This window comes from Lysobacter sp. TAB13 (assembly GCF_052113885.1).
In the GTDB taxonomy this organism is placed as follows: Bacteria; Pseudomonadota; Gammaproteobacteria; order Xanthomonadales; family Xanthomonadaceae; genus Lysobacter; species Lysobacter gummosus.
In genome coordinates this window covers 617,960-634,875 of sequence record NZ_JBFRDR010000001.1, presented here as the reverse complement: position 1 = coordinate 634,875, position 16,916 = coordinate 617,960, and the positions used below count along the sequence as shown (strand labels likewise).

Sequence of the window (16,916 nt, the reverse complement as noted above, 5' to 3'; positions counted from 1 at the left end):
GCCTCTCAGTGCGCGGCGGGGGGTATACGCTTGAAACGATAAAGGGTACTGCGATCGGGCGCCGCGAACAGCTGCGGATGTTCACGCAGCTGCCTGGCGATCGCGCCGCGCTCGCCGGTCAGGAAACCGGGTGCGTCCGGGCCGGAGAGGCCGCTGCGGGCGTTGCGCGCGGCGACCACTTGCCTGAGCTGATCGGGATTGCCCAGGTCGAGGGTCACGAACCCGGGTTCGGTCTGATAACGCATCAGGCTTACGGTGTGCGGATACTTCGCCATGAGCGCGTCGCCGGCCACTTCTTGCGCGCCCTTCTTGCCGGTCAGCAGCACCGCCACGTCGGCCAGGGGCAGCGCCAGATAGCGATGGCCGTTGGCCTTGTATACGCCGAGTTGGACTTGATGCGGCTCGTACTTGGCCGGCAGGTGGGCGCGGCATTGCGCATCGATGCGCAGCCGGCGTTCGTCGTCGTCGGTGAAGTCGTCGTCCGCGGCGGCGTGGCCGGATGGGCCGAGGATGGCCTCGCCTTCGATCAGGCCCCAGTCGCCGACCAGGGCGCGGTCGCAGGGCAGGGGCGCCGACGGCGGGTTTTCGGCGATCAGGCAGCCGGTTAGCGAGACGGACAGGGCGATGGCCGCTATCAATGCGCGCCAGACGATGGAATGGGAGCGAGCAGTCATTGCGGGAATCTCTGCGAATGGATGGCGACGGGCGGTGCGCATTCAAGCGGCATCGCGTTCGCCGACAGGAACGCGGCGTTGCGCGAATCGCTGCGATCCGCGCACGCCGGCCCTATGAGCTGCGTCAGCGGTTCGCGCGGGGCGAGGGTTTGGTCGCGGCTTTGCCCGGCGCTTTGCCGTCGCGGCGCAGGACGACGCCCGGCTTGGCGAAGAACAAATCCTTGCGCGAAGCCAGCAGCGCATCGATCTGCGTGCTGCTGCCTTTCACCGACGCGTCGATCTGCGGCTCGTCGTACTTCGCCTTGGTTTCGCGCAGCGCAGCGTCGAGTTGCTTGACCGAGGTGATGTCGGGGTGTTCGGCGTGGTTGTCGGTGTTCTTGACGGTGCCGGGGACCTTGCCCGCGGCGATCAGCCTCGCCATTCGCAGCGTATCGACGCTGTGGATCGCGATCCGATCCGGAGTGACGACATAGCGCAGCAGCATGTAACGGCCCCGATGCGATTCGCTGTCGTCATCGGAGTCTTCCCTCTGCATGCGCTGGCAGGTGGCGGGTTGAGTCGCCAGCGTGGCGTCGGTCGCGACGATGTACCCGCCGGTGGCATCGGGCAGATACGTAAAGCGGTAGCCGATCAGGTCGGAAGGGCACTCGCCGGTGTTGCGGTCGATCAATCCGCAATCCTTGGGCAAGATGCTGATCCGGTCGGTGTCGTCGAGTTGGCGGCTGTGCCATTGCCCGACCAGGCGCGGATCGCAGGCGACCTGGGTGCCGCTCGGCGGCGATTCGAAGGTGGTGACGCTGCACCCGCTCAGCAGGGCCAGCATGAGGCCGGCCGCAAACAGCTTTCGTACCCGCGACGACAGCATGGGTAAACGCATGGGATTTCCCTCCATAGAACACACAGACCAGGGGCCGCCATGGTTCGGCGGCCGAGGAATCCGGCGCTCCCAGCCGGGATTGACGCGTTTGCGGCGCCATTATTCGGCGCGGATGGGGGTTGCGGTCAAGCAGCTGGGGGGCGCCGGTCTTTCAAGGGCGTTATTCCTGCGTTTCCCTCAAGGCCGTCATTCCCGTGAAGGCGAGCTGTACTTTCCTTCGGCGAAGCCGAACATCCAGAGACCTCAGCGTCATCCTCTAGAACGTCATTCCCGCGAACGCGGGAATCCAGCGACTTCAAACGTTCTCGCACGAAAGGCCCTGGATTCCCGCGTTCGCGGGAATGACGGTAGGAAAGGGCGTGCGGACTTGGTAGGTGCGCAGAGCCTTCGTCGTCATCCCCATGCCGTCATGTTCGCGACGGAGGGAGTCCGCAGCCTTCAGCGCCATCTCTCAAGAACGTCATTCCCGCGCAGGCGGGAATCCAGAGACTTCAGCGTCATCCTTCCAGACCGTCATTCCCGCGAAAGCGGGAATCTAGCGACTTCAAAGGTTCTCGCACGAAAGGCACTGGATTCCCGCGTTCGCGGGAATGACGATAGGAAAGGACGTACGGACTTGGCCGGCAGACAAAATCAAACCGTCTCCAACGTCACCAACACCGCATCGGCCTCGACGAAATCCCCCGCCGCCGCGCGCACTTCGGCGATCTTCCCAGCGCGCGGCGCCTTCAGGCTCAGCTCCATCTTCATCGCTTCGATCACCATCACTTCCTGGCCGGCTTCGACGCTGTCGCCGGGCGCGGCCTTGACCACGACCACGCGGCCGGGCATCGGTGCGTTGACGTTGTTGCCCGAGCCGGCGGCGGCGCTGGACTGGTGGTGGTACATCGGCACCGCTTCCAGGCGCAAGCGGCGCTCGCCGTCGTGCATGACCACGCGATGGCCGTCGCCCAGCGTGCTCAGGCGGCGCGCGCGGCCGTCGATGCGCAGACTCAGTTCGCTGCCGTCCATGCGCGCGCCCTGCACGTTGTAGGCGGCCGCGTCGTTGGCGGGAATTTCGATGCGGTAATCGCCGCCGCTGCCGTGCGCCTGCAGTTCCAGGCGCTGGTCGCGGCGCAGGAAGGCGAGGCTGCGGCGGCCGCCGTGGCCCAGGCGCCAGCCGTCGGCGATCGCCCACGGCGAGCTGGGATCGTTCGACGCGGCCGCGGCTTCGCGGGTGCGCTGTTCCTGGCTCAGCAACTCGGCCACGGTCGCGCCGATCAGCAGGTCGCGGTCGCCGGCTTCGTCCGGATTCGCCGCCGGCATGAATTCGTCGAGATGACGATCCAGGTAGCCGGTGTCGATGGTGCCGCCGACCACCGCCGGATGGCGGGCCAGGCGTTCGAGGAATTCGATGTTGGACTTGGGCCCGACGATCTCGCACGCGGCCAGCGCGCCGCGCAGCCGCGCCAGCGCGCGCGGACGGTCGCTGTCGAACACGATCATCTTCGCGATCATCGGGTCGTAGAAGATCGTCACCGTGTCGCCTTCGATCACGCCCGAATCCAGCCGCACATGCGCATCGGCCTGCGGCAGGCGCAGGCGTTCGAGCTTGCCCGAGCCCGGCAGGAAACCGGCTTCCGGATCTTCCGCGTACAAACGCACTTCGATGGCGTGGCCGCGCTGGACGATCGCGTCCTGGCCCAGCGGCAGCGGCTCGTTCGCGGCGACGCGCAACTGCCATTCGACCAAGTCCAATCCCGTCACCAGTTCGGTCACCGGATGCTCGACCTGCAGGCGCGTGTTGATCTCCATGAAGTAGAAGCCGCCGTCCTGGCCGACGATGAACTCCACCGTGCCGGCGTTGACGTAATCGATCGCCTGTCCGGCCTGCACCGCGGCCGCGCCCATCTGCGCGCGCAGCTGCGGCGTCAGGAACACCGACGGCGATTCTTCCAGCACTTTCTGATAACGGCGCTGCGCCGAGCACTCGCGCTCGTTGAGATGGATCACCTGGCCGGCGGAGTCGCCGAAGATCTGGATTTCGATATGGCGCGGGCGTTCGACATAACGTTCCAGCAGCACGCGGTCGCGGCCGAACGCGTTGCGCGCTTCGCGCTGGCAGCTTTCCAGGTTGGCCAGGAATTCACCGCTGTCGCGCACGATGCGCATGCCCTTGCCGCCGCCGCCGTGCGCGGCCTTGATCATCAGCGGATAGCCGATGGCGTCGGCCTGGCGATGCAGATGCGCGGGGTCTTGATCCTCGCCGGTATAGCCCGGCACCACCGGCACGCCGGCGGCCTGCATCAGTTCCTTGGCGCCGGCCTTGCTGCCCATCTTGCGCATCGACGCGGCTTTCGGGCCGATGAAGGCGATGCCGGCGGCTTCCACCGCGTCGGCGAAATCCGCGTTCTCGCTGAGGAAGCCGTAACCCGGATGGATCGCCTGCGCGCCGCAGCGGCGCGCCACTTCGATGATCGCGTCGCCGCGCAGATAACTGTCGGCCGGACGCGGGCCGCCGATCGGATAGGCCTCATCGGCCTGGCGCACGTGCTGGGCGTCGGCATCGGCGTCGGAATACACCGCGACGGTGCGGATGCCGAGCTTGCGGCAGGTGCGGATGACGCGACAGGCGATTTCGCCGCGGTTGGCGATCAGGATCTTTTCGAACATGGCGTGCATCGCAAGTCGGGGCGCGTGTGCGCATGGAAAGAAAGACGGTCGGAACCGGTGACTACGCCGGCCAGCCGACGCGATGCGGGGATTTTCGCCGATTAGCGGGCGTCGTGTCGCCTGATCGGACGGGCGAAAACGCGACGTAGCGCGACGATGCACGCGTTTGCGTGATCTGGTGGTGCCGGCGCTCGCCCATACGCCGAGGTGTTGATGACCATCGCCCGGTCGCTGCCGCGGCTCACTGCGCGGGTATGCGGCAGACCGCTTCGATGTTGTTGCCGTCGGGATCGAACACGAACGCGCCGTAGTAATCGGGCGAGTAGTGCGGACGGATGCCCGGCGCGCCGTTGTCGCGTCCGCCGGCGGCCAGCGCGGCGGCGTGGAAGGCATCGACCTGCTCGCGCGATTTGGCTTTTATCGCCACGTGCAGGCCGCTGGAGGTGCGCTCGCCGGTGCCGATCCAGAACGCGGGCTCATGCTGCGGGCCGAAGGCGTGGCCTTCGTAGCCGCCGGTCTGTTCCTTGCTGAGCGACATCACCAGGCCGTAGCCCAGCGGCGCCAGCGCGCGCAGGTAGAAGTCGTGGCTGCGGCGCAGATCGGAAACGGCGAAACCCAGGTGATCGAACATGGCGGACTCCAGGGCGGAAGTGGGGCGGGCGGTGAGGTTGGGTTCGGGATGCGGGATCGCCTAGGCCTGACGCGCGGCTGTTGCCGGGACGACGGGCTTGGGTTTATGCGGGGCGGTTGAGGCCGGCAGGTTGTGGGGTCTGCCGGGGTGAGGGGTTTGGGTTTACGCGGTACTGCGGGGGCCGGTCGATTGCGGCTTCGGCCGGAGCGACGGGCCTGATTTACGCGATCCAGTTTGGCTTTCGCTTATCCAGAAACGCCGACAACCCTTCCTGACCTTCGGCCGATACTCGCAGCCCGGCGATCAAGGCCGCGTTGTCGGCGTCCAGGCGGGCGCCGTCGCGTTCGCCGGCGACCCGGCGCACCAGCGCCTTGGCCTGCGCGGCCGCATGCGGGCCGGCCTTGAGCAGCAACGCGATCTGCTGGTCGATCGCCGCGTCGAGCTGATCGGCCGCGACCACCTCGTGCAGCAGGCCGATGCGCAGCGCGGTGGCGGCGTCGAAGATCTCCGCGCTGGCGAACCAGCGCCGCGACTGGCGCGCGCCGATGGCTTCGATGACATATGGCGAGATCACCGCCGGCAGCAGGCCGAGCTTGCTTTCGGTCAGGCCGAACTTGGCCTGCGGCGCGGCGATGGCGATGTCGCAGCAGGCGACCAGGCCGACGCCGCCGCCGAAGGCCGCGCCCTGGACCCGGGCCAGGGTCGGCTTGGGCAGTTCGTTGAGGGTGCGCATCAGCCGGGCCAGGGCCAGCGCGTCCTCGCGGTTCTCCGCTTCGCCGGCCGCGGCCATGCCGCGCATCCAGTTGAGGTCGGCGCCGGCCGAGAACGAAGCGCCTTCGCCCTCGATCACCACCACCCGCACGCCGTCGTCGGCGCCGACCGCCTCCAGCGCGCCGGTCAGGGCCGCGATCAGGATGGCGTCGAACGCGTTGTGCAGCTCGGGACGATTCAGGCGCAGGCGGGCGACAGGGCCCTCGCGCAGGCTCAGCAGCGGGTGGCTCATCGGCATGGGGAGAGTTTGTGGGAGTTGGCGAATGATACCGTTCAGCTTGCCGCATCCGCCCCTGTACGGCGGTCGGTGCTAGAATGAGAACAATTCCCATTTGGGACGCCACCCTCCGTGGAAGCCACCTCTTGAAGCTGTCCGAACTGCCGCATCGAACCGCGGCCACGGTCGAATCCGTCGATGACCACACGCCCAACGACACCATTGCCAGACGCCTGCGCGAATTGGGTTTCGTCAGCGGCGAGCGGGTCGAAGTGATGGCCGCCGGACCGGTCGCCGCCGAGCCGCTGCTGGTGCAGATCGGCTACACCCGTTTCGCCCTGCGCCGCAGCGAGGCCGCGCGGGTTCGGGTCAGCGTGCTGGAGAACCAGGCATGAGCGCCGCCGCGCCCGTCGCACCCGCCGTCGCCGCGCCGCACGAGGACACCGCGCAGACCATGCGCGTGGCCCTGGTCGGCAATCCGAACTGCGGCAAGACTGCGTTGTTCAACCTGTTGACCGGCAGCCGGCAGAAGGTCGCCAACTACGCCGGCGTTACCGTCGAGCGCAAGGAAGGCCGCCTGCACGCGCCTTCGGGCCGCCACTACGCGGTGCTCGACTTGCCCGGCGCCTACAGCCTCAGCGCCGCCAGCCTGGACGAAGCGGTGACGCGCGACGTGCTGCGCGGCTTCTATCCCGGCGAACGCGCGCCCGACGTGCTGCTGTGCGTGGTCGATGCGACCAATCTGCGCCTGCACCTGCGCTTCGCCCTGGAACTGCGCGAACTCGGCCGGCCGATGGTGATCGCGGTCAACATGATGGACGCGGCCAAGCGCCGCGGCATCGACATCGATCTGGTCGCGCTGGAGCGCGAACTGGGCGTGCCGGTGGTGCCGACCGTCGCGGTCAAGCGCCATGGCGCGCGCGATCTGGTGGCGATGCTCGACCGCATCGCGGTCGCGCCGCGCGAACCGCACGAGCCGCGCGCGCATCTGCCCGAAGGCGCCGATCTGCACGCCGAAACGCGGCGCCTGCTGGAACTGACGGTGAGCATGCCGACCCGCACCGCCAAGATCGACGATGCGCTCGATCGCTGGCTGCTGCATCCGGTGCTCGGCCTGATGTCGCTGGCGCTGGTGATGTTCCTGATCTTCCAGGCCGTGTACGCCTGGGCGACGCCGTTGATGGACGCGATCGAGGCCGGCACCGCCTGGGTCGGCGGCAGCGTCAACACGTTGATGTCGATGGACGGTCCGCTGCGCGGATGGGTCTCGCAGGAAACATTGCGCAGCTTATCGGAAGGTCCGGTGCGCAGCCTGCTGGTGGACGGCATCATCGCCGGCCTGGGCGGGGTGATCGTGTTCCTGCCGCAGATCCTGATCCTGTTCGCCTTCATCCTGGCGCTGGAAGAGTCCGGTTATCTGCCGCGCGCGGCGTTCCTGCTCGACCGGATGATGGCCGGCGCCGGCTTGTCGGGCCGCTCGTTCATTCCGCTGCTGTCGAGTTTCGCCTGCGCGATTCCCGGGATCATGGCCACGCGCTCGATCCAGGACCCGCGCGACCGCCTCGCCACCATCATCGTCGCGCCGCTGATGACCTGCTCGGCGCGCCTGCCGGTGTATGCGTTGCTGATCGGCGCGTTCATTCCGCAGCAGAAGATCTGGGGCGTGTTGAACCTGCAGGGGCTGGTGCTGTTCGGCCTGTACATGGCCGGCATCCTCAGCGCGCTGGTGGTGTCGTGGGTGATGAAGAAATGGCGCCGCGACAAGAGCGAGCACGCCCTGCTGCTGGAGCTGCCGTCGTACCGCATTCCGCATCCGCGCGATCTGCTGATCGGTTTGTGGGAACGCGCGTGGATCTTCCTGCGCCGGGTCGGCGGCATCATTCTGTCGCTGACTGTGCTGCTGTGGTTCCTGCTGTCGTTCCCCGGCCCGCCGGACGGCGCCACCATGCCTGCGATCGACTACAGCTTCGCCGGACGCATCGGCCATGCCCTGACCACGGTGTTCGCGCCGATCGGCTTCAACTGGCAGATCTGCATCGCCCTGATTCCGGGCCTGGCCGCGCGCGAAGTGGCGGTGTCCTCGCTGGCGACGGTGTACGCGCTGTCGGCCGCCGACGACGATGCCGCCGCGCAGGCGCTGACGCCGATCATCACCGACAGTTGGTCGCTGGCGACGGCCTTGTCGCTGCTGGTGTGGTTCATCTATGCGCCGCAGTGCATCTCCACTTTGGCCACGATCAAGCGCGAAACCGGCTCGTGGAAGCAGGTGGCGATCAGCGCCGGTTATCTGTTCGCATTGGCCTATCTGGCCTCGCTGTTGACCTATCAGGTCGCGGTCGCGCTGGGAGCGGGGTGAGCCGATGAGCGCCGGACTGTTCGCACAATACGTGGTGATCGCGATCGCGGTGCTGATCAGCGCCGTGGTCGTCGCGCGTAAGCAGTTCCCAGGCGGTGTGCGCCGCTTGCGCATCGCCTGCGCCTTGCCGCTGGTGCGCGACGGACGCCCGCAATGGATGCGCAACCTCGGCAAGCGCATCGCGCCGGCGCCGAGCGCGTCCGGGCCGAACTGCGCGGGATGCGACAATTGCGGGCCTTCGGACTGAGGCGGCGATAACGCGCGCGCCGTGCCAATCAGGCGCGGCGTGGATTCACATTGGATCGGACCGGCGCGCGGCTCAGCCGGTGCGGTCGCGCATATAACTTAGCGCCTCGCGCAGATAACCGCCGGCCTCCTGCAGATGCGCGGGCGGGCAGTCCTCGACGAAGCGGCTGGCGCCGTCGCGCAGCTGCAGATATGCGCTGATGTCGCCCTCGTCCCAGAGGAAATCGAAGATCACGATGAAATCGTCCGCGCCCGGATCGTTGTAGGCGCTGGCGCCGCGCAACGGCGTCAGCAGCCGCAGCATCTCGTGGAAGTTCTCCGAGGCCTGCAGCATGGCGATGCGCAAGGTGCGCTTGATCTCGTCGTATTCCACCGGCGGCGTGCCGGTCCAGTCGTCCTCGCGCCAGGCCTTGATGACGTCGGCCACGCGGGCCGCGTCCAGGTCGCCCAGCAGCGCCGCGGGCACGCGGTTGTCGCCGGCCATGGGGTGGCGGTCGAACCAGGATTGCCAATCGCCGAACGACGCCGGACGCGCCGGCGTGGAGTTCATGAAGGCCTCGTACTGCTCGTGGCTCAGGGTGAAGCGCGCATACAACGAAGCGGGTTCCGACATCGAGGGGGATCCTTTCCTTCTGATACCGGCGCGCCGCCGCTCAGCGGCGCAACCGGCCCTTGTTCGCGGCCTTGTAACCGACCGCTTCGAACGCTTCGACCGAGAGAGTGAAAGTGCGCTCATCCCCGGGGAACAGCGCGCCCACGCCGACGACCTGGCGGGTGATTTCCTCGCCACGATCGTTCTTGATCGACAAGACCATCGAGTATTCCCAGGCACCATCGCTGGGTGGGTGGCGAATGGTGCCTTCTACGTGCAGCGGCGAAAATCGTTTCGCCGCTTGCGCGTTTGCGTCGGAATCGAATCGCAGATGATGCCGGCACGCAGGGCAGACGCTCGCGGTTTCGAGAATCGTCGCCTTGCAGTGCGGACAGACGCGTGTCGCCCCGGGCATGCCCTGGCGAACAGCGCTCATGAGTCGGCGCCGGTCTCCGTCTTGGCGCCGTTCTTCTCGCCCTTGTCGTTCTTGTCGGCGTTGCGGTCGGACTTGCCGGCGTCGTTGCGGGCGACCGACTTGCCGCTGTCTTCCCAGCCGAACTCGACCTGGCCGCGAACGCGCGCGCCGGCGGCGACGGTGACCACGCCGGCCTTGACGTCGCCGATCATCACGCCGCTTTCCAGCAGTTCAACCCGCTGCGCGGCTTCGATGTTGCCTTCCAGTTCGCCGGCGATGACGACCTTGCGCGCGCGCACGCCGCCGTTGAGCTTGGCGCCGAGTTCGACGGTGAGATCGCCGTCCACTTGCACGTCGCCCTTGAAGCGGCCGGCGATGCGGATGTGGCCGGCGCCGTGGATCTTGCCTTCGATCGACAGGTCCGAGGCGATCAGCGATTCCTTGACGACCGGCTGCTCGGCCTGACGCGGCGCGGGGGCCGGAGTCGGGGCGGGCGCGGCGATCGGGGCCGGCGCCGGCGTGGACGGCTGGCCGAAGGAGAATTCGTTTGCGGTATCGGGCTCACGCTTGAGCGCGGTTTCCGGCTGCAGCGGCGGAACCGGATTGTCGCGCTTGGGCGGGGCGGGCTGGTTGAAGATTGCCATGACGCGGTGTTCCTCAGGTCGGGGGATCAGGTGATGACACGCGTGAACTTTGGAGCCTAACACGCTGATACGAAGCGCCCACTGTGATGCATCTCACCAATCCGAGTTACGGGAAAAGGCGACTCCAGTTCAGTTTTCGCAGGCAGCGGCGCGATTGAGAAACAGCCTGATCCGGCGCGCATTCATGCAAGCGCGCCGCTTCCTTGATGGCAAAAATAATTCAGAAGTCTTTCAGGACGATGAATGGGGTGGGCCGATGTGACCGAGCGCGCAACGAGGGTGTCAGCCCGTCACCATGGCGCTCACCACCAAAGCCACCACCGCCGCGATCATCGCCGGCCACAGCCATGCGGCCTGTTCGCGGGCGGCCCGCAGGCTGATGCGGTGACGCCTGGCGTGGTGCAGATCCTGCAGCACTGGCGTGGTCACGCCGATCAGCACGAAGAACGGCATCCACGCGCCTGGTAAATCGGTATCGCCACGTACGCCGAGCAGGGCGTCGATGCAGGAGGGCAGGTAGGAGGCGACAAGTGCGCCCGACAGCATCGCGACGAAGGTGCGCCCCATCAGCCGCCGGCCGCGCGCGATCAGCCAGATCAGGCCCATCACCGACACGATCAGCAAGGCGAACTGGCTGGCGGCCGGTATCAGCAACAGCGCCGCGACTGCCAGCGCAGCGAACAGCCACAGCGGCCCGTCCCGGTCGATAGGCAAGGGTGGCTCGCGATTGGCCGGCCTGGGCCGCCGTGCCCGCCGATACAGCCATGCCTGCACTATGGTTACCGACAGCCATGACGCGGCGGCGACCCACCAGATCCTGGGCAAGCCGCCGAGCACGTCGGTGCGTTGCCCCAGCGCCGCGATCGCGCCCAGCAGGAGCGAGGGATACAGCACGATGCGCGCCAGTACTACGAAGGCGCGGCGCCAATGCAGCCGGCTGTGGTCGCAGATCTGATGCCAGAACTCGATGGTGCCCAGGTTCAGCCGCTCCGCCGCCAGTTGCGGATCGAGCTGGCGCAGCGTGCTCGCCATCTCCATCAATCGCGTCGGCAGGCCAGCGACCAGTGCAATGATCAGGCGCCGGCCCAGTTGCGGAGATTCCAGCAATTCGCGCAACAGCAAACGATCGACCGGCCGCGTCTGCGGCGACTGCAACTGCACCAGCGCCTGTTCGAACGCGCGTGTGGATTCGGCGCGCAACTGCGCTTGATGAGCCTGTTCCAGCAGCCAGCCGTCGTTCGGGCCGACGACGTTGAGGGCGAAGAAGTCGAACACCGTCGCCAGTGCCTGCGGCGACAACGCCGGTTCGGCCTGGCTCGCGGTCTGCGCCACCGGCCCGCGCAGCGCGCGGGTGAGGTCGAGCGAGTACAGTGGCTCCAGGCCGAGCAGCCAACGCTTGAGCTCCGCCGGCGATTGGGTGCGCGCGCGTTGCAGCAGTTCGTCCAGGAAGGCGTGCAGGTCGAAGGACCGCGAGGTTTGCTCGGTCGGCTCGGACGCCGCGGCTGCCGGTTGGTATCGCGAGGTGGCTTCGGGTGTGGATTCGACCGCGGCCGAGGCCTGCGGTGCGCGATCGCCGCGCGACTGCCATGCAGTATCGAGGTCGTCTTCGTTTTCGTCCGCGACCTCGGCGAGTTCGTCATCGCCGCTCGCATCGGTGCCGTCATCGAGCGAAGCCTGCTCACGCCGATACTCGGCATAAGCCAGACACTGCTGATAGGCCTCGTTGAGCGCCTGGAATCCGGCCGGGTCTTCGTCCGGACGCGTGCGCCTGAGCTCGCGCGCATTGGCCCGCTTGATCTCGCGCTCATCCGCCGTCGGTTCCAGGCCCAGCCGTTCGAATGCGGTCATAAGGTGGAGTTGAAACCCTTGAACGCCCGCATCACCGTCATGCACACGAACAGCAGCACCAGCAGCCACATCCACGGCGGCTCTTCGCTGCTGCGCTGGGGAGCCGGTTGGGCGAAGCGCAACTCGCTGAAGTCCGTGCCGGTCGAACGCGCGCGTTCGCGCAATTCATCGACGGCCGCGTGCATCCACGGCCGGCCGGGGTGCAGGCCATCCAGTTCGAAGAAACGCAGGATCACTTCCAGCGGCCGCATGTACAAGGTCGGCCCGTCGCAGAGATACTCCAGGACATGCCGGCCCACCGCTTCCTTGCGTTCCAGGTTGTACAGCGCCGGATGCGCGCGCAGCCATGTATCCAGCTGCTCGGGCGAGTGCCGGGCCTGATAGCGGAACAGCTCGCGGGTGAATTGATCGAGGTCGAAGGCGGTCTCGTCTTCGGCCGGCGCCTGCGCGATGTCGATCGCCGGCGCCGGCCAGTGCGGCGGCTCGTGGGTTTCGCTGCGATGGCTGTAGCGCCACAGCGTCGACGGCGCCGCCGCCGGCCAGCGGGGATCGATCGCGTCCAGCGGCTGCAACGCCGGCGCATCGAATTGCAGCGTTACATCGTCGAAAGCGGCGACAGGCGCGTCGGCGTCGCTGAAGTCGGCGGCATCCTCCGGCGCCGCCAGTTCCAGGCATCGCAGATACGCCTCATGCAATTGCTGGAACGCCTGCGGGTCTTCGTCGGGCCGCGCCAGCCGCAGCTCGCGCGCGTAGGCGCGCTTGATCTGCGCCTGGTCCGCATCCTCGGACAGGCCCAGCCGCGCGAACGGGCTCACGTATAGCCTTGGGCTTCGATCGCGTCGAGAAAGCGCGCGAACTCGCCGCGGTGTTCGGCGATCAGATCGCGGTCCTGCAGATCGAGCACGCCGCGGAACCGCACCAGCGCGCCTTGCAGGTCTTCGCGCGCCCACAGCAGTTCTTCGTACAGGCGCTCGGCGCGCGCGACCAGGACGATGTTCTCCTGCTGCTCGCGCGGATGCACCTTGATCGCCGACAGCGCGGCCAGGCGTTCGCGGATCTGCTCCTGGGTCATGACGCCGGGGTTCTTCTCCAGCACCACTTCGCGCTTGAGCCCCGTCGACAGCGCGACCGCTTCGACCTGCAGCAGGCCGTTGATGTCGTAGGTGAAACGCACGTCGATCGGATTTTCGTCGCGGCGCTTGGGCGGCAGGTCGATCGAGATCATCCCCAGGCGCACGTTGTTTTCCACGCGCGGGCTTTCGCCCTGGTAGATCTCGATTTCGACCGCGCGCTGCTGGTCCTGGGTGGGGTAGTAGCGCTCGACCCGGCTCACCGGCACGGTGCTGTTGCGGTGGATGATCGGCGAGAACACGCCGCTGGTGTAGCCGTGCTGCGATTCGCGGCTGGTGTTGACGCCCAGGGTGTGCGGGCACACGTCGGTGAGGATGATTTCCTCCAGCGACTGATCGCGCGCCTTCATTCCGGCGGCGACGCAGGCGCCGAAGCCGATGGCTTCGTCCGGATTGACGTGGCGCAGTGGCAGCCGGCCGAACATGCGCGAGACCAGCCGTGCGCACAGCGGCATGCGCGAGGCGCCGCCGACCAGGACGATCTCGTTGAGCTGGCCCGGGCTGAGCTTGGCGTCGCGCATCGCCCGTTCCAGCGGCGCGCGCAGACGCTGCACCAGCGGTTCGCACAACTGTGCGAAGCCGGCTTCGTCCAGGCGCCAGGCGCGGTTCTGCCCGGCCAGCGGCAGTTCCAGGGCGATTTCGCCGCCGCGCGCCAGCTCATGCTTGAACAGCTCGATGCGGCGTTCCAAGGTCGCCAACTCGCCCAGCGACAATTGGCTGGCGCTGAGCGAGTGCTCGTTCAAGAACGCGTTGAGCAAGGCCGCGGAGAAATCTTCGCCGCCGAGAAAGTTGTCGCCGGCGCTGGCGTGCACTTCCATCACGCCTTCGAACAACTCCAGGATCGACACGTCGAAGGTGCCGCCGCCCAGATCGAACACCAGATAACGGCCGCCGCCGTCGCGTTGCTGCAGGCCGTAGGCCAGCGCCGCGGCGGTGGGTTCGTTGATCAGCCGCTCGACCTTGATCCCGGCCAGCTCGCCGGCGATGCGCGTGGCCTTGCGCTGGCTGTCGGAGAAATACGCCGGCACGCTGATCACCGCTTCCTGGACTTTTTCGCCCAGGTCGGCTTCCGCGTCGGCGATCAGCGATTTGAGGATCAGCGCCGACAATTCCTCGGGCCGGAACCGGTGCGAGCCCAGCGCGGTGATGCGCTCGCTGCCCATCCAGCGCTTGAACGCGGCGACGCTGCGCTGCGGATGCGAGACCAGACGCTCGCGCGCGGCGCGGCCGACGATGACGCGTTCGTCGTCGCCGACGCTGACCACCGACGGCGTCAGCGATTCGCCCAGGGCGTTGCGGATCAGGCGCGGACCGTCGGCGCCGTAGACGCCGATCAGCGAATGGGTGGTGCCGAGGTCGATGCCGACGATCATGGCGTAACGACAATCCGTTGCGGTTGGCCGAAAGCTTACATGCGGAACACGCCGAAGCGGGTTCGCTCCTCGATCGGCGCGTTGAGGCTGGCCGACAGCGCCAGACCGAGCACGCGGCGGGTGTCGGCCGGATCGATGATGCCGTCGTCCCACAGCCGCGCGCTGGCGTAGTAGGGATTGCCCTGGCTTTCGTATTGGTCGCGGATCGGCGCCTTGAAGGTTTCTTCTTCCTCCGGCGTCCACACCTTGCCGGCGGCCTCGATGCCGTCGCGGCGCACGGTGGCGAGCACCGATGCGGCCTGTTCGCCGCCCATCACGCTGATGCGCGCGTTCGGCCACATCCACAGGAAACGCGCGCCATAAGCGCGGCCGCACATGGCGTAGTTGCCGGCGCCGAAGCTGCCGCCGATGACCACGGTGAACTTGGGCACGTGCGAGCAGGCCACCGCGGTGACCATCTTGGCCCCGTCCTTGGCGATGCCGGCGTTCTCGTACTTCTTGCCGACCATGAAGCCGGTGATGTTCTGCAGGAACACCAGCGGAATGCCGCGCTGGTTGCACAGCTCGATGAAGTGCGCGCCCTTGAGCGCGCTCTCGGCGAACAAGATGCCGTTGTTGGCGACGATGCCGACCGGATAACCGTGGACGTGGGCGAAACCGGTGATCAAGGTCTTGGCGTAGCGCGCCTTGAATTCCTGCAGATCGCTGCCGTCGACGATGCGCGCGATGACTTCGCGGATGTCGAACGGGCGGCGCGTGTCCTTGGGCACGATGCCGTACAGCTCGTTGGCTGCGTACAGCGGCTCGCGCGAGGGCTGCGCGGCGACTGGCAGCACCTTGCGGCGATTGAGATTGCCGACGATCTCGCGCGCGATCTGCAGCGCATGGCGGTCGTCTTCGGCGAAGTGATCGGCCACGCCGGACACGGTGGTGTGCACTTCGGCGCCGCCGAGCGCTTCGGCGTCGACGACTTCGCCGGTCGCGGCCTTCACCAGCGGCGGGCCGCCGAGGAAGATCGTGCCTTGTTCCTTGACGATGATCGACTCATCGCACATCGCCGGCACATAAGCGCCGCCGGCGGTGCAACTGCCCATGACCACGGCGATCTGCGGAATGTTTTCCGCGCTCAGCCGGGCCTGGTTGTAGAAGATGCGGCCGAAATGTTCGCGATCGGGGAAGACTTCGTCCTGCAGCGGCAGGAACGCGCCGCCCGAATCGACTAGGTAGATGCACGGCAGGCGGTTCTCGCGGGCGATTTCCTGCGCGCGCAGATGCTTTTTGACCGTCATCGGGAAGTAGGTGCCGCCCTTGACGGTGGCGTCGTTGGCGACGATCACCACTTCCAGGCCTTGCACGCGGCCGATGCCGGCGACCATGCCGGCGCCCGGCGCGGCGTCCTCGTACATGCCTTCGGCGGCGAGCGGGGCGATTTCCAGGAACGGCGAGCCCGGATCGAGCAGGGCGGCGATGCGGTCGCGCGCCAGTAGCTTGCCGCGTTCGGTGTGCTTGGCCCGGGCCTTGTCGCCGCCGCCGTGCGCCGCGCGCGCCAGGCGCGCGTCGAGTTCTTCGACCAGGGCCTGGTGATAGGCGACGTTGTCGCGGAAATCTTGCGAGCGCGGGTCGAGCTGGGAAGTGATCGCGGGCATTGCTGGGACGGCCGGATGCTTGGACGCGGCATCAAAGCATAAAGCGCCGGGGCCGGCCAATCACTTTTGGCGGCGGTGTGGCAACGAACGCAGGCGTATGCGCACAAAACTGACATTGTTTGAGTGATTGCGATGAAATCTGAGTGTCGTGGCGCCGATAAACATCGGTGGCCCGGCAATTCAGGAGCGTTCGCAACCGTTCCCTCTCCCGCTTGCGGGAGAGGGCTAGGGTGAGGGCGTCACGGCGAGGCATCCCCTCCATCGCGCGAAAATCAGGCCCGCAAAAAAACAAAACCCGCACAAGCGGGCAGGCACCACACAAAAAGAAAGGCCCGCAGATGCGGGCCTCTCAGTGAACGATAGCGCAAGCCGATTAGTGCTTGGCTTCTTCCTTCTTGGCTTCGGCGGCAGCGGCGTCGGCCTTGTCGGCAACCTTCTGCGCAGCGTCGGCGGTCGCGTTGGCGGCCTTGGCGGCGGCGTCGGTGGCGCCAGCAGCGGCGGCATCGGCGGCGTTGCCGGCAGCAGCAGCGGCCGAATCGGCAGCGGCGGCGGCGGAGTCGGCAGCCTTGCCGGCGGCGTCGCCAGCAGCGGCGGCGGCGTCGGTGGTCGCGGCAGCGGCGGCGTCGGCGCCAGCGGCGGCGGCGGTGCCGGCGGCGTCAGCGGCCTTGGCAGCGGCGTCGCCAGCCTGCTCGGCGGCGGCCGAAGCTTCGGCAGCGGCGTCCTTGGCTTCTTCCGACTTCTGGGCGCAGGCCGACAGTGCCAGGACGGCGGCGGCGAGCAGGACGTAGAGATGGGTCTTCATGAGCTGTCTCCTGAGGAGTTGTCTGAGAATGAAACGTGTGGT

Annotated in this window: 16 protein-coding genes; 3 read left to right on the top strand and 13 right to left on the bottom strand. The window is 67.3% G+C overall.

The annotated features are described in order from the left end of the window. Nucleotides 1-5: 5 nt before the first annotated feature. The 5 genes from AB4Y92_RS02395 to AB4Y92_RS02375 all read right to left on the bottom strand — a co-directional run bounded on the left by AB4Y92_RS02395 (nucleotide 6) and on the right by AB4Y92_RS02375 (nucleotide 5,837). On the bottom strand, nucleotides 6-674 hold the full coding sequence (locus AB4Y92_RS02395; RefSeq protein WP_441818189.1) for a hypothetical protein: 669 nt from the start codon (nucleotides 672-674) through the stop codon (nucleotides 6-8). Nucleotides 675-798: 124 nt separating this feature from the next. After that, on the bottom strand, nucleotides 799-1,551 hold the full coding sequence (locus AB4Y92_RS02390) for a hypothetical protein (protein WP_441818188.1): 753 nt from the start codon (nucleotides 1,549-1,551) through the stop codon (nucleotides 799-801). A gap of 633 nt (nucleotides 1,552-2,184) precedes the next feature. Further along, nucleotides 2,185-4,203, bottom strand: a complete 2,019-nt coding sequence (locus AB4Y92_RS02385; protein ID WP_441818187.1) for an acetyl/propionyl/methylcrotonyl-CoA carboxylase subunit alpha — start codon at nucleotides 4,201-4,203, stop codon at nucleotides 2,185-2,187. Between the two features lie 241 nt (nucleotides 4,204-4,444). After that, the gene (locus AB4Y92_RS02380) at nucleotides 4,445-4,834 is read right to left on the bottom strand and encodes a VOC family protein (RefSeq protein WP_441818186.1); all 390 of its coding nucleotides are present in this window, start codon (nucleotides 4,832-4,834) and stop codon (nucleotides 4,445-4,447) included. 220 nt (nucleotides 4,835-5,054) lie between these two features. Further along, the gene (locus AB4Y92_RS02375) at nucleotides 5,055-5,837 is read right to left on the bottom strand and encodes an enoyl-CoA hydratase-related protein (RefSeq protein ID WP_441818271.1); all 783 of its coding nucleotides are present in this window, start codon (nucleotides 5,835-5,837) and stop codon (nucleotides 5,055-5,057) included. A gap of 131 nt (nucleotides 5,838-5,968) precedes the next feature. Between AB4Y92_RS02375 and AB4Y92_RS02370 the strand changes: the two genes are divergently transcribed. From AB4Y92_RS02370 to AB4Y92_RS02360, 3 genes are read left to right on the top strand one after another with little or no spacing between them, the layout of a single operon-like run. Beyond that, on the top strand, nucleotides 5,969-6,217 hold the full coding sequence (locus AB4Y92_RS02370; RefSeq protein ID WP_441818185.1) for a FeoA family protein: 249 nt from the start codon (nucleotides 5,969-5,971) through the stop codon (nucleotides 6,215-6,217). Between the two features lie 59 nt (nucleotides 6,218-6,276). Further along, complete coding sequence (gene feoB, locus AB4Y92_RS02365; RefSeq protein ID WP_441818270.1) at nucleotides 6,277-8,178, top strand: ferrous iron transporter B; 1,902 nt, start codon at nucleotides 6,277-6,279, stop codon at nucleotides 8,176-8,178. 4 nt (nucleotides 8,179-8,182) lie between these two features. Continuing rightward, nucleotides 8,183-8,425, top strand: coding sequence for a DUF6587 family protein (locus tag AB4Y92_RS02360; RefSeq protein WP_441818184.1), 243 nt, complete (start codon nucleotides 8,183-8,185; stop codon nucleotides 8,423-8,425). A gap of 72 nt (nucleotides 8,426-8,497) precedes the next feature. Here the strand turns inward: AB4Y92_RS02360 and AB4Y92_RS02355 are convergent, their stop codons facing one another. The 8 genes from AB4Y92_RS02355 to AB4Y92_RS02320 form a co-directional block, all read right to left on the bottom strand. After that, a complete protein-coding gene (locus AB4Y92_RS02355) occupies nucleotides 8,498-9,037 on the bottom strand; it encodes a hypothetical protein (protein ID WP_441818183.1) in 540 nt (179 codons plus the stop codon). 40 nt (nucleotides 9,038-9,077) lie between these two features. Continuing rightward, a complete protein-coding gene (locus AB4Y92_RS02350) occupies nucleotides 9,078-9,452 on the bottom strand; it encodes a hypothetical protein (protein WP_441818182.1) in 375 nt (124 codons plus the stop codon). Further along, nucleotides 9,449-10,075 carry a bactofilin family protein gene (locus AB4Y92_RS02345; protein ID WP_441818181.1) on the bottom strand — a complete coding sequence of 209 codons (627 nt, stop codon included), beginning with the start codon at nucleotides 10,073-10,075 and terminating at the stop codon, nucleotides 9,449-9,451. Before AB4Y92_RS02345 ends, AB4Y92_RS02350 begins: the two co-directional genes overlap by 4 nt. Nucleotides 10,076-10,357: 282 nt before the next feature. Then, nucleotides 10,358-11,923 (bottom strand): hypothetical protein, encoded by a 1,566-nt coding sequence (locus tag AB4Y92_RS02340; protein ID WP_441818180.1) that lies wholly within the window; start codon nucleotides 11,921-11,923, stop codon nucleotides 10,358-10,360. Beyond that, nucleotides 11,920-12,738 carry a J domain-containing protein gene (locus AB4Y92_RS02335; RefSeq protein WP_441818179.1) on the bottom strand — a complete coding sequence of 273 codons (819 nt, stop codon included), beginning with the start codon at nucleotides 12,736-12,738 and terminating at the stop codon, nucleotides 11,920-11,922. Before AB4Y92_RS02335 ends, AB4Y92_RS02340 begins: the two co-directional genes overlap by 4 nt. After that, on the bottom strand, nucleotides 12,735-14,426 hold the full coding sequence (locus tag AB4Y92_RS02330) for an Hsp70 family protein (RefSeq protein WP_441818178.1): 1,692 nt from the start codon (nucleotides 14,424-14,426) through the stop codon (nucleotides 12,735-12,737). The genes AB4Y92_RS02335 and AB4Y92_RS02330 overlap by 4 nt, the downstream gene beginning before the upstream one ends. A 35-nt stretch (nucleotides 14,427-14,461) precedes the next feature. Next, complete coding sequence (locus tag AB4Y92_RS02325) at nucleotides 14,462-16,072, bottom strand: carboxyl transferase domain-containing protein (RefSeq protein ID WP_441818177.1); 1,611 nt, start codon at nucleotides 16,070-16,072, stop codon at nucleotides 14,462-14,464. A 373-nt stretch (nucleotides 16,073-16,445) separates the two neighbouring features. Continuing rightward, nucleotides 16,446-16,874 carry a hypothetical protein gene (locus AB4Y92_RS02320; protein ID WP_441818176.1) on the bottom strand — a complete coding sequence of 143 codons (429 nt, stop codon included), beginning with the start codon at nucleotides 16,872-16,874 and terminating at the stop codon, nucleotides 16,446-16,448. Nucleotides 16,875-16,916: the final 42 nt, after the last annotated feature.

Excerpts from the sequence above, each read along its gene's own strand:
- AB4Y92_RS02395 (WP_441818189.1), bottom strand. The coding sequence starts at position 674 with ATGACTGCTCGCTCCCATTCCATCGTCTGGCGCGCATTGATAGCGGCC.
- AB4Y92_RS02390 (WP_441818188.1), bottom strand. The coding sequence starts at position 1,551 with ATGCGTTTACCCATGCTGTCGTCGCGGGTACGAAAGCTGTTTGCGGCC.
- AB4Y92_RS02385 (WP_441818187.1), bottom strand. The coding sequence starts at position 4,203 with ATGTTCGAAAAGATCCTGATCGCCAACCGCGGCGAAATCGCCTGTCGC.
- AB4Y92_RS02380 (WP_441818186.1), bottom strand. The coding sequence starts at position 4,834 with ATGTTCGATCACCTGGGTTTCGCCGTTTCCGATCTGCGCCGCAGCCAC.
- AB4Y92_RS02375 (WP_441818271.1), bottom strand. The coding sequence starts at position 5,837 with ATGAGCCACCCGCTGCTGAGCCTGCGCGAGGGCCCTGTCGCCCGCCTG.
- feoB (WP_441818270.1), top strand. The coding sequence starts at position 6,277 with ATGCGCGTGGCCCTGGTCGGCAATCCGAACTGCGGCAAGACTGCGTTG.
- AB4Y92_RS02360 (WP_441818184.1), top strand. The coding sequence starts at position 8,183 with ATGAGCGCCGGACTGTTCGCACAATACGTGGTGATCGCGATCGCGGTG.
- AB4Y92_RS02355 (WP_441818183.1), bottom strand. The coding sequence starts at position 9,037 with ATGTCGGAACCCGCTTCGTTGTATGCGCGCTTCACCCTGAGCCACGAG.
- AB4Y92_RS02350 (WP_441818182.1), bottom strand. The coding sequence starts at position 9,452 with ATGAGCGCTGTTCGCCAGGGCATGCCCGGGGCGACACGCGTCTGTCCG.
- AB4Y92_RS02345 (WP_441818181.1), bottom strand. The coding sequence starts at position 10,075 with ATGGCAATCTTCAACCAGCCCGCCCCGCCCAAGCGCGACAATCCGGTT.
- AB4Y92_RS02340 (WP_441818180.1), bottom strand. The coding sequence starts at position 11,923 with ATGACCGCATTCGAACGGCTGGGCCTGGAACCGACGGCGGATGAGCGC.
- AB4Y92_RS02330 (WP_441818178.1), bottom strand. The coding sequence starts at position 14,426 with ATGATCGTCGGCATCGACCTCGGCACCACCCATTCGCTGATCGGCGTC.
- AB4Y92_RS02325 (WP_441818177.1), bottom strand. The coding sequence starts at position 16,072 with ATGCCCGCGATCACTTCCCAGCTCGACCCGCGCTCGCAAGATTTCCGC.
- AB4Y92_RS02320 (WP_441818176.1), bottom strand. The coding sequence starts at position 16,874 with ATGAAGACCCATCTCTACGTCCTGCTCGCCGCCGCCGTCCTGGCACTG.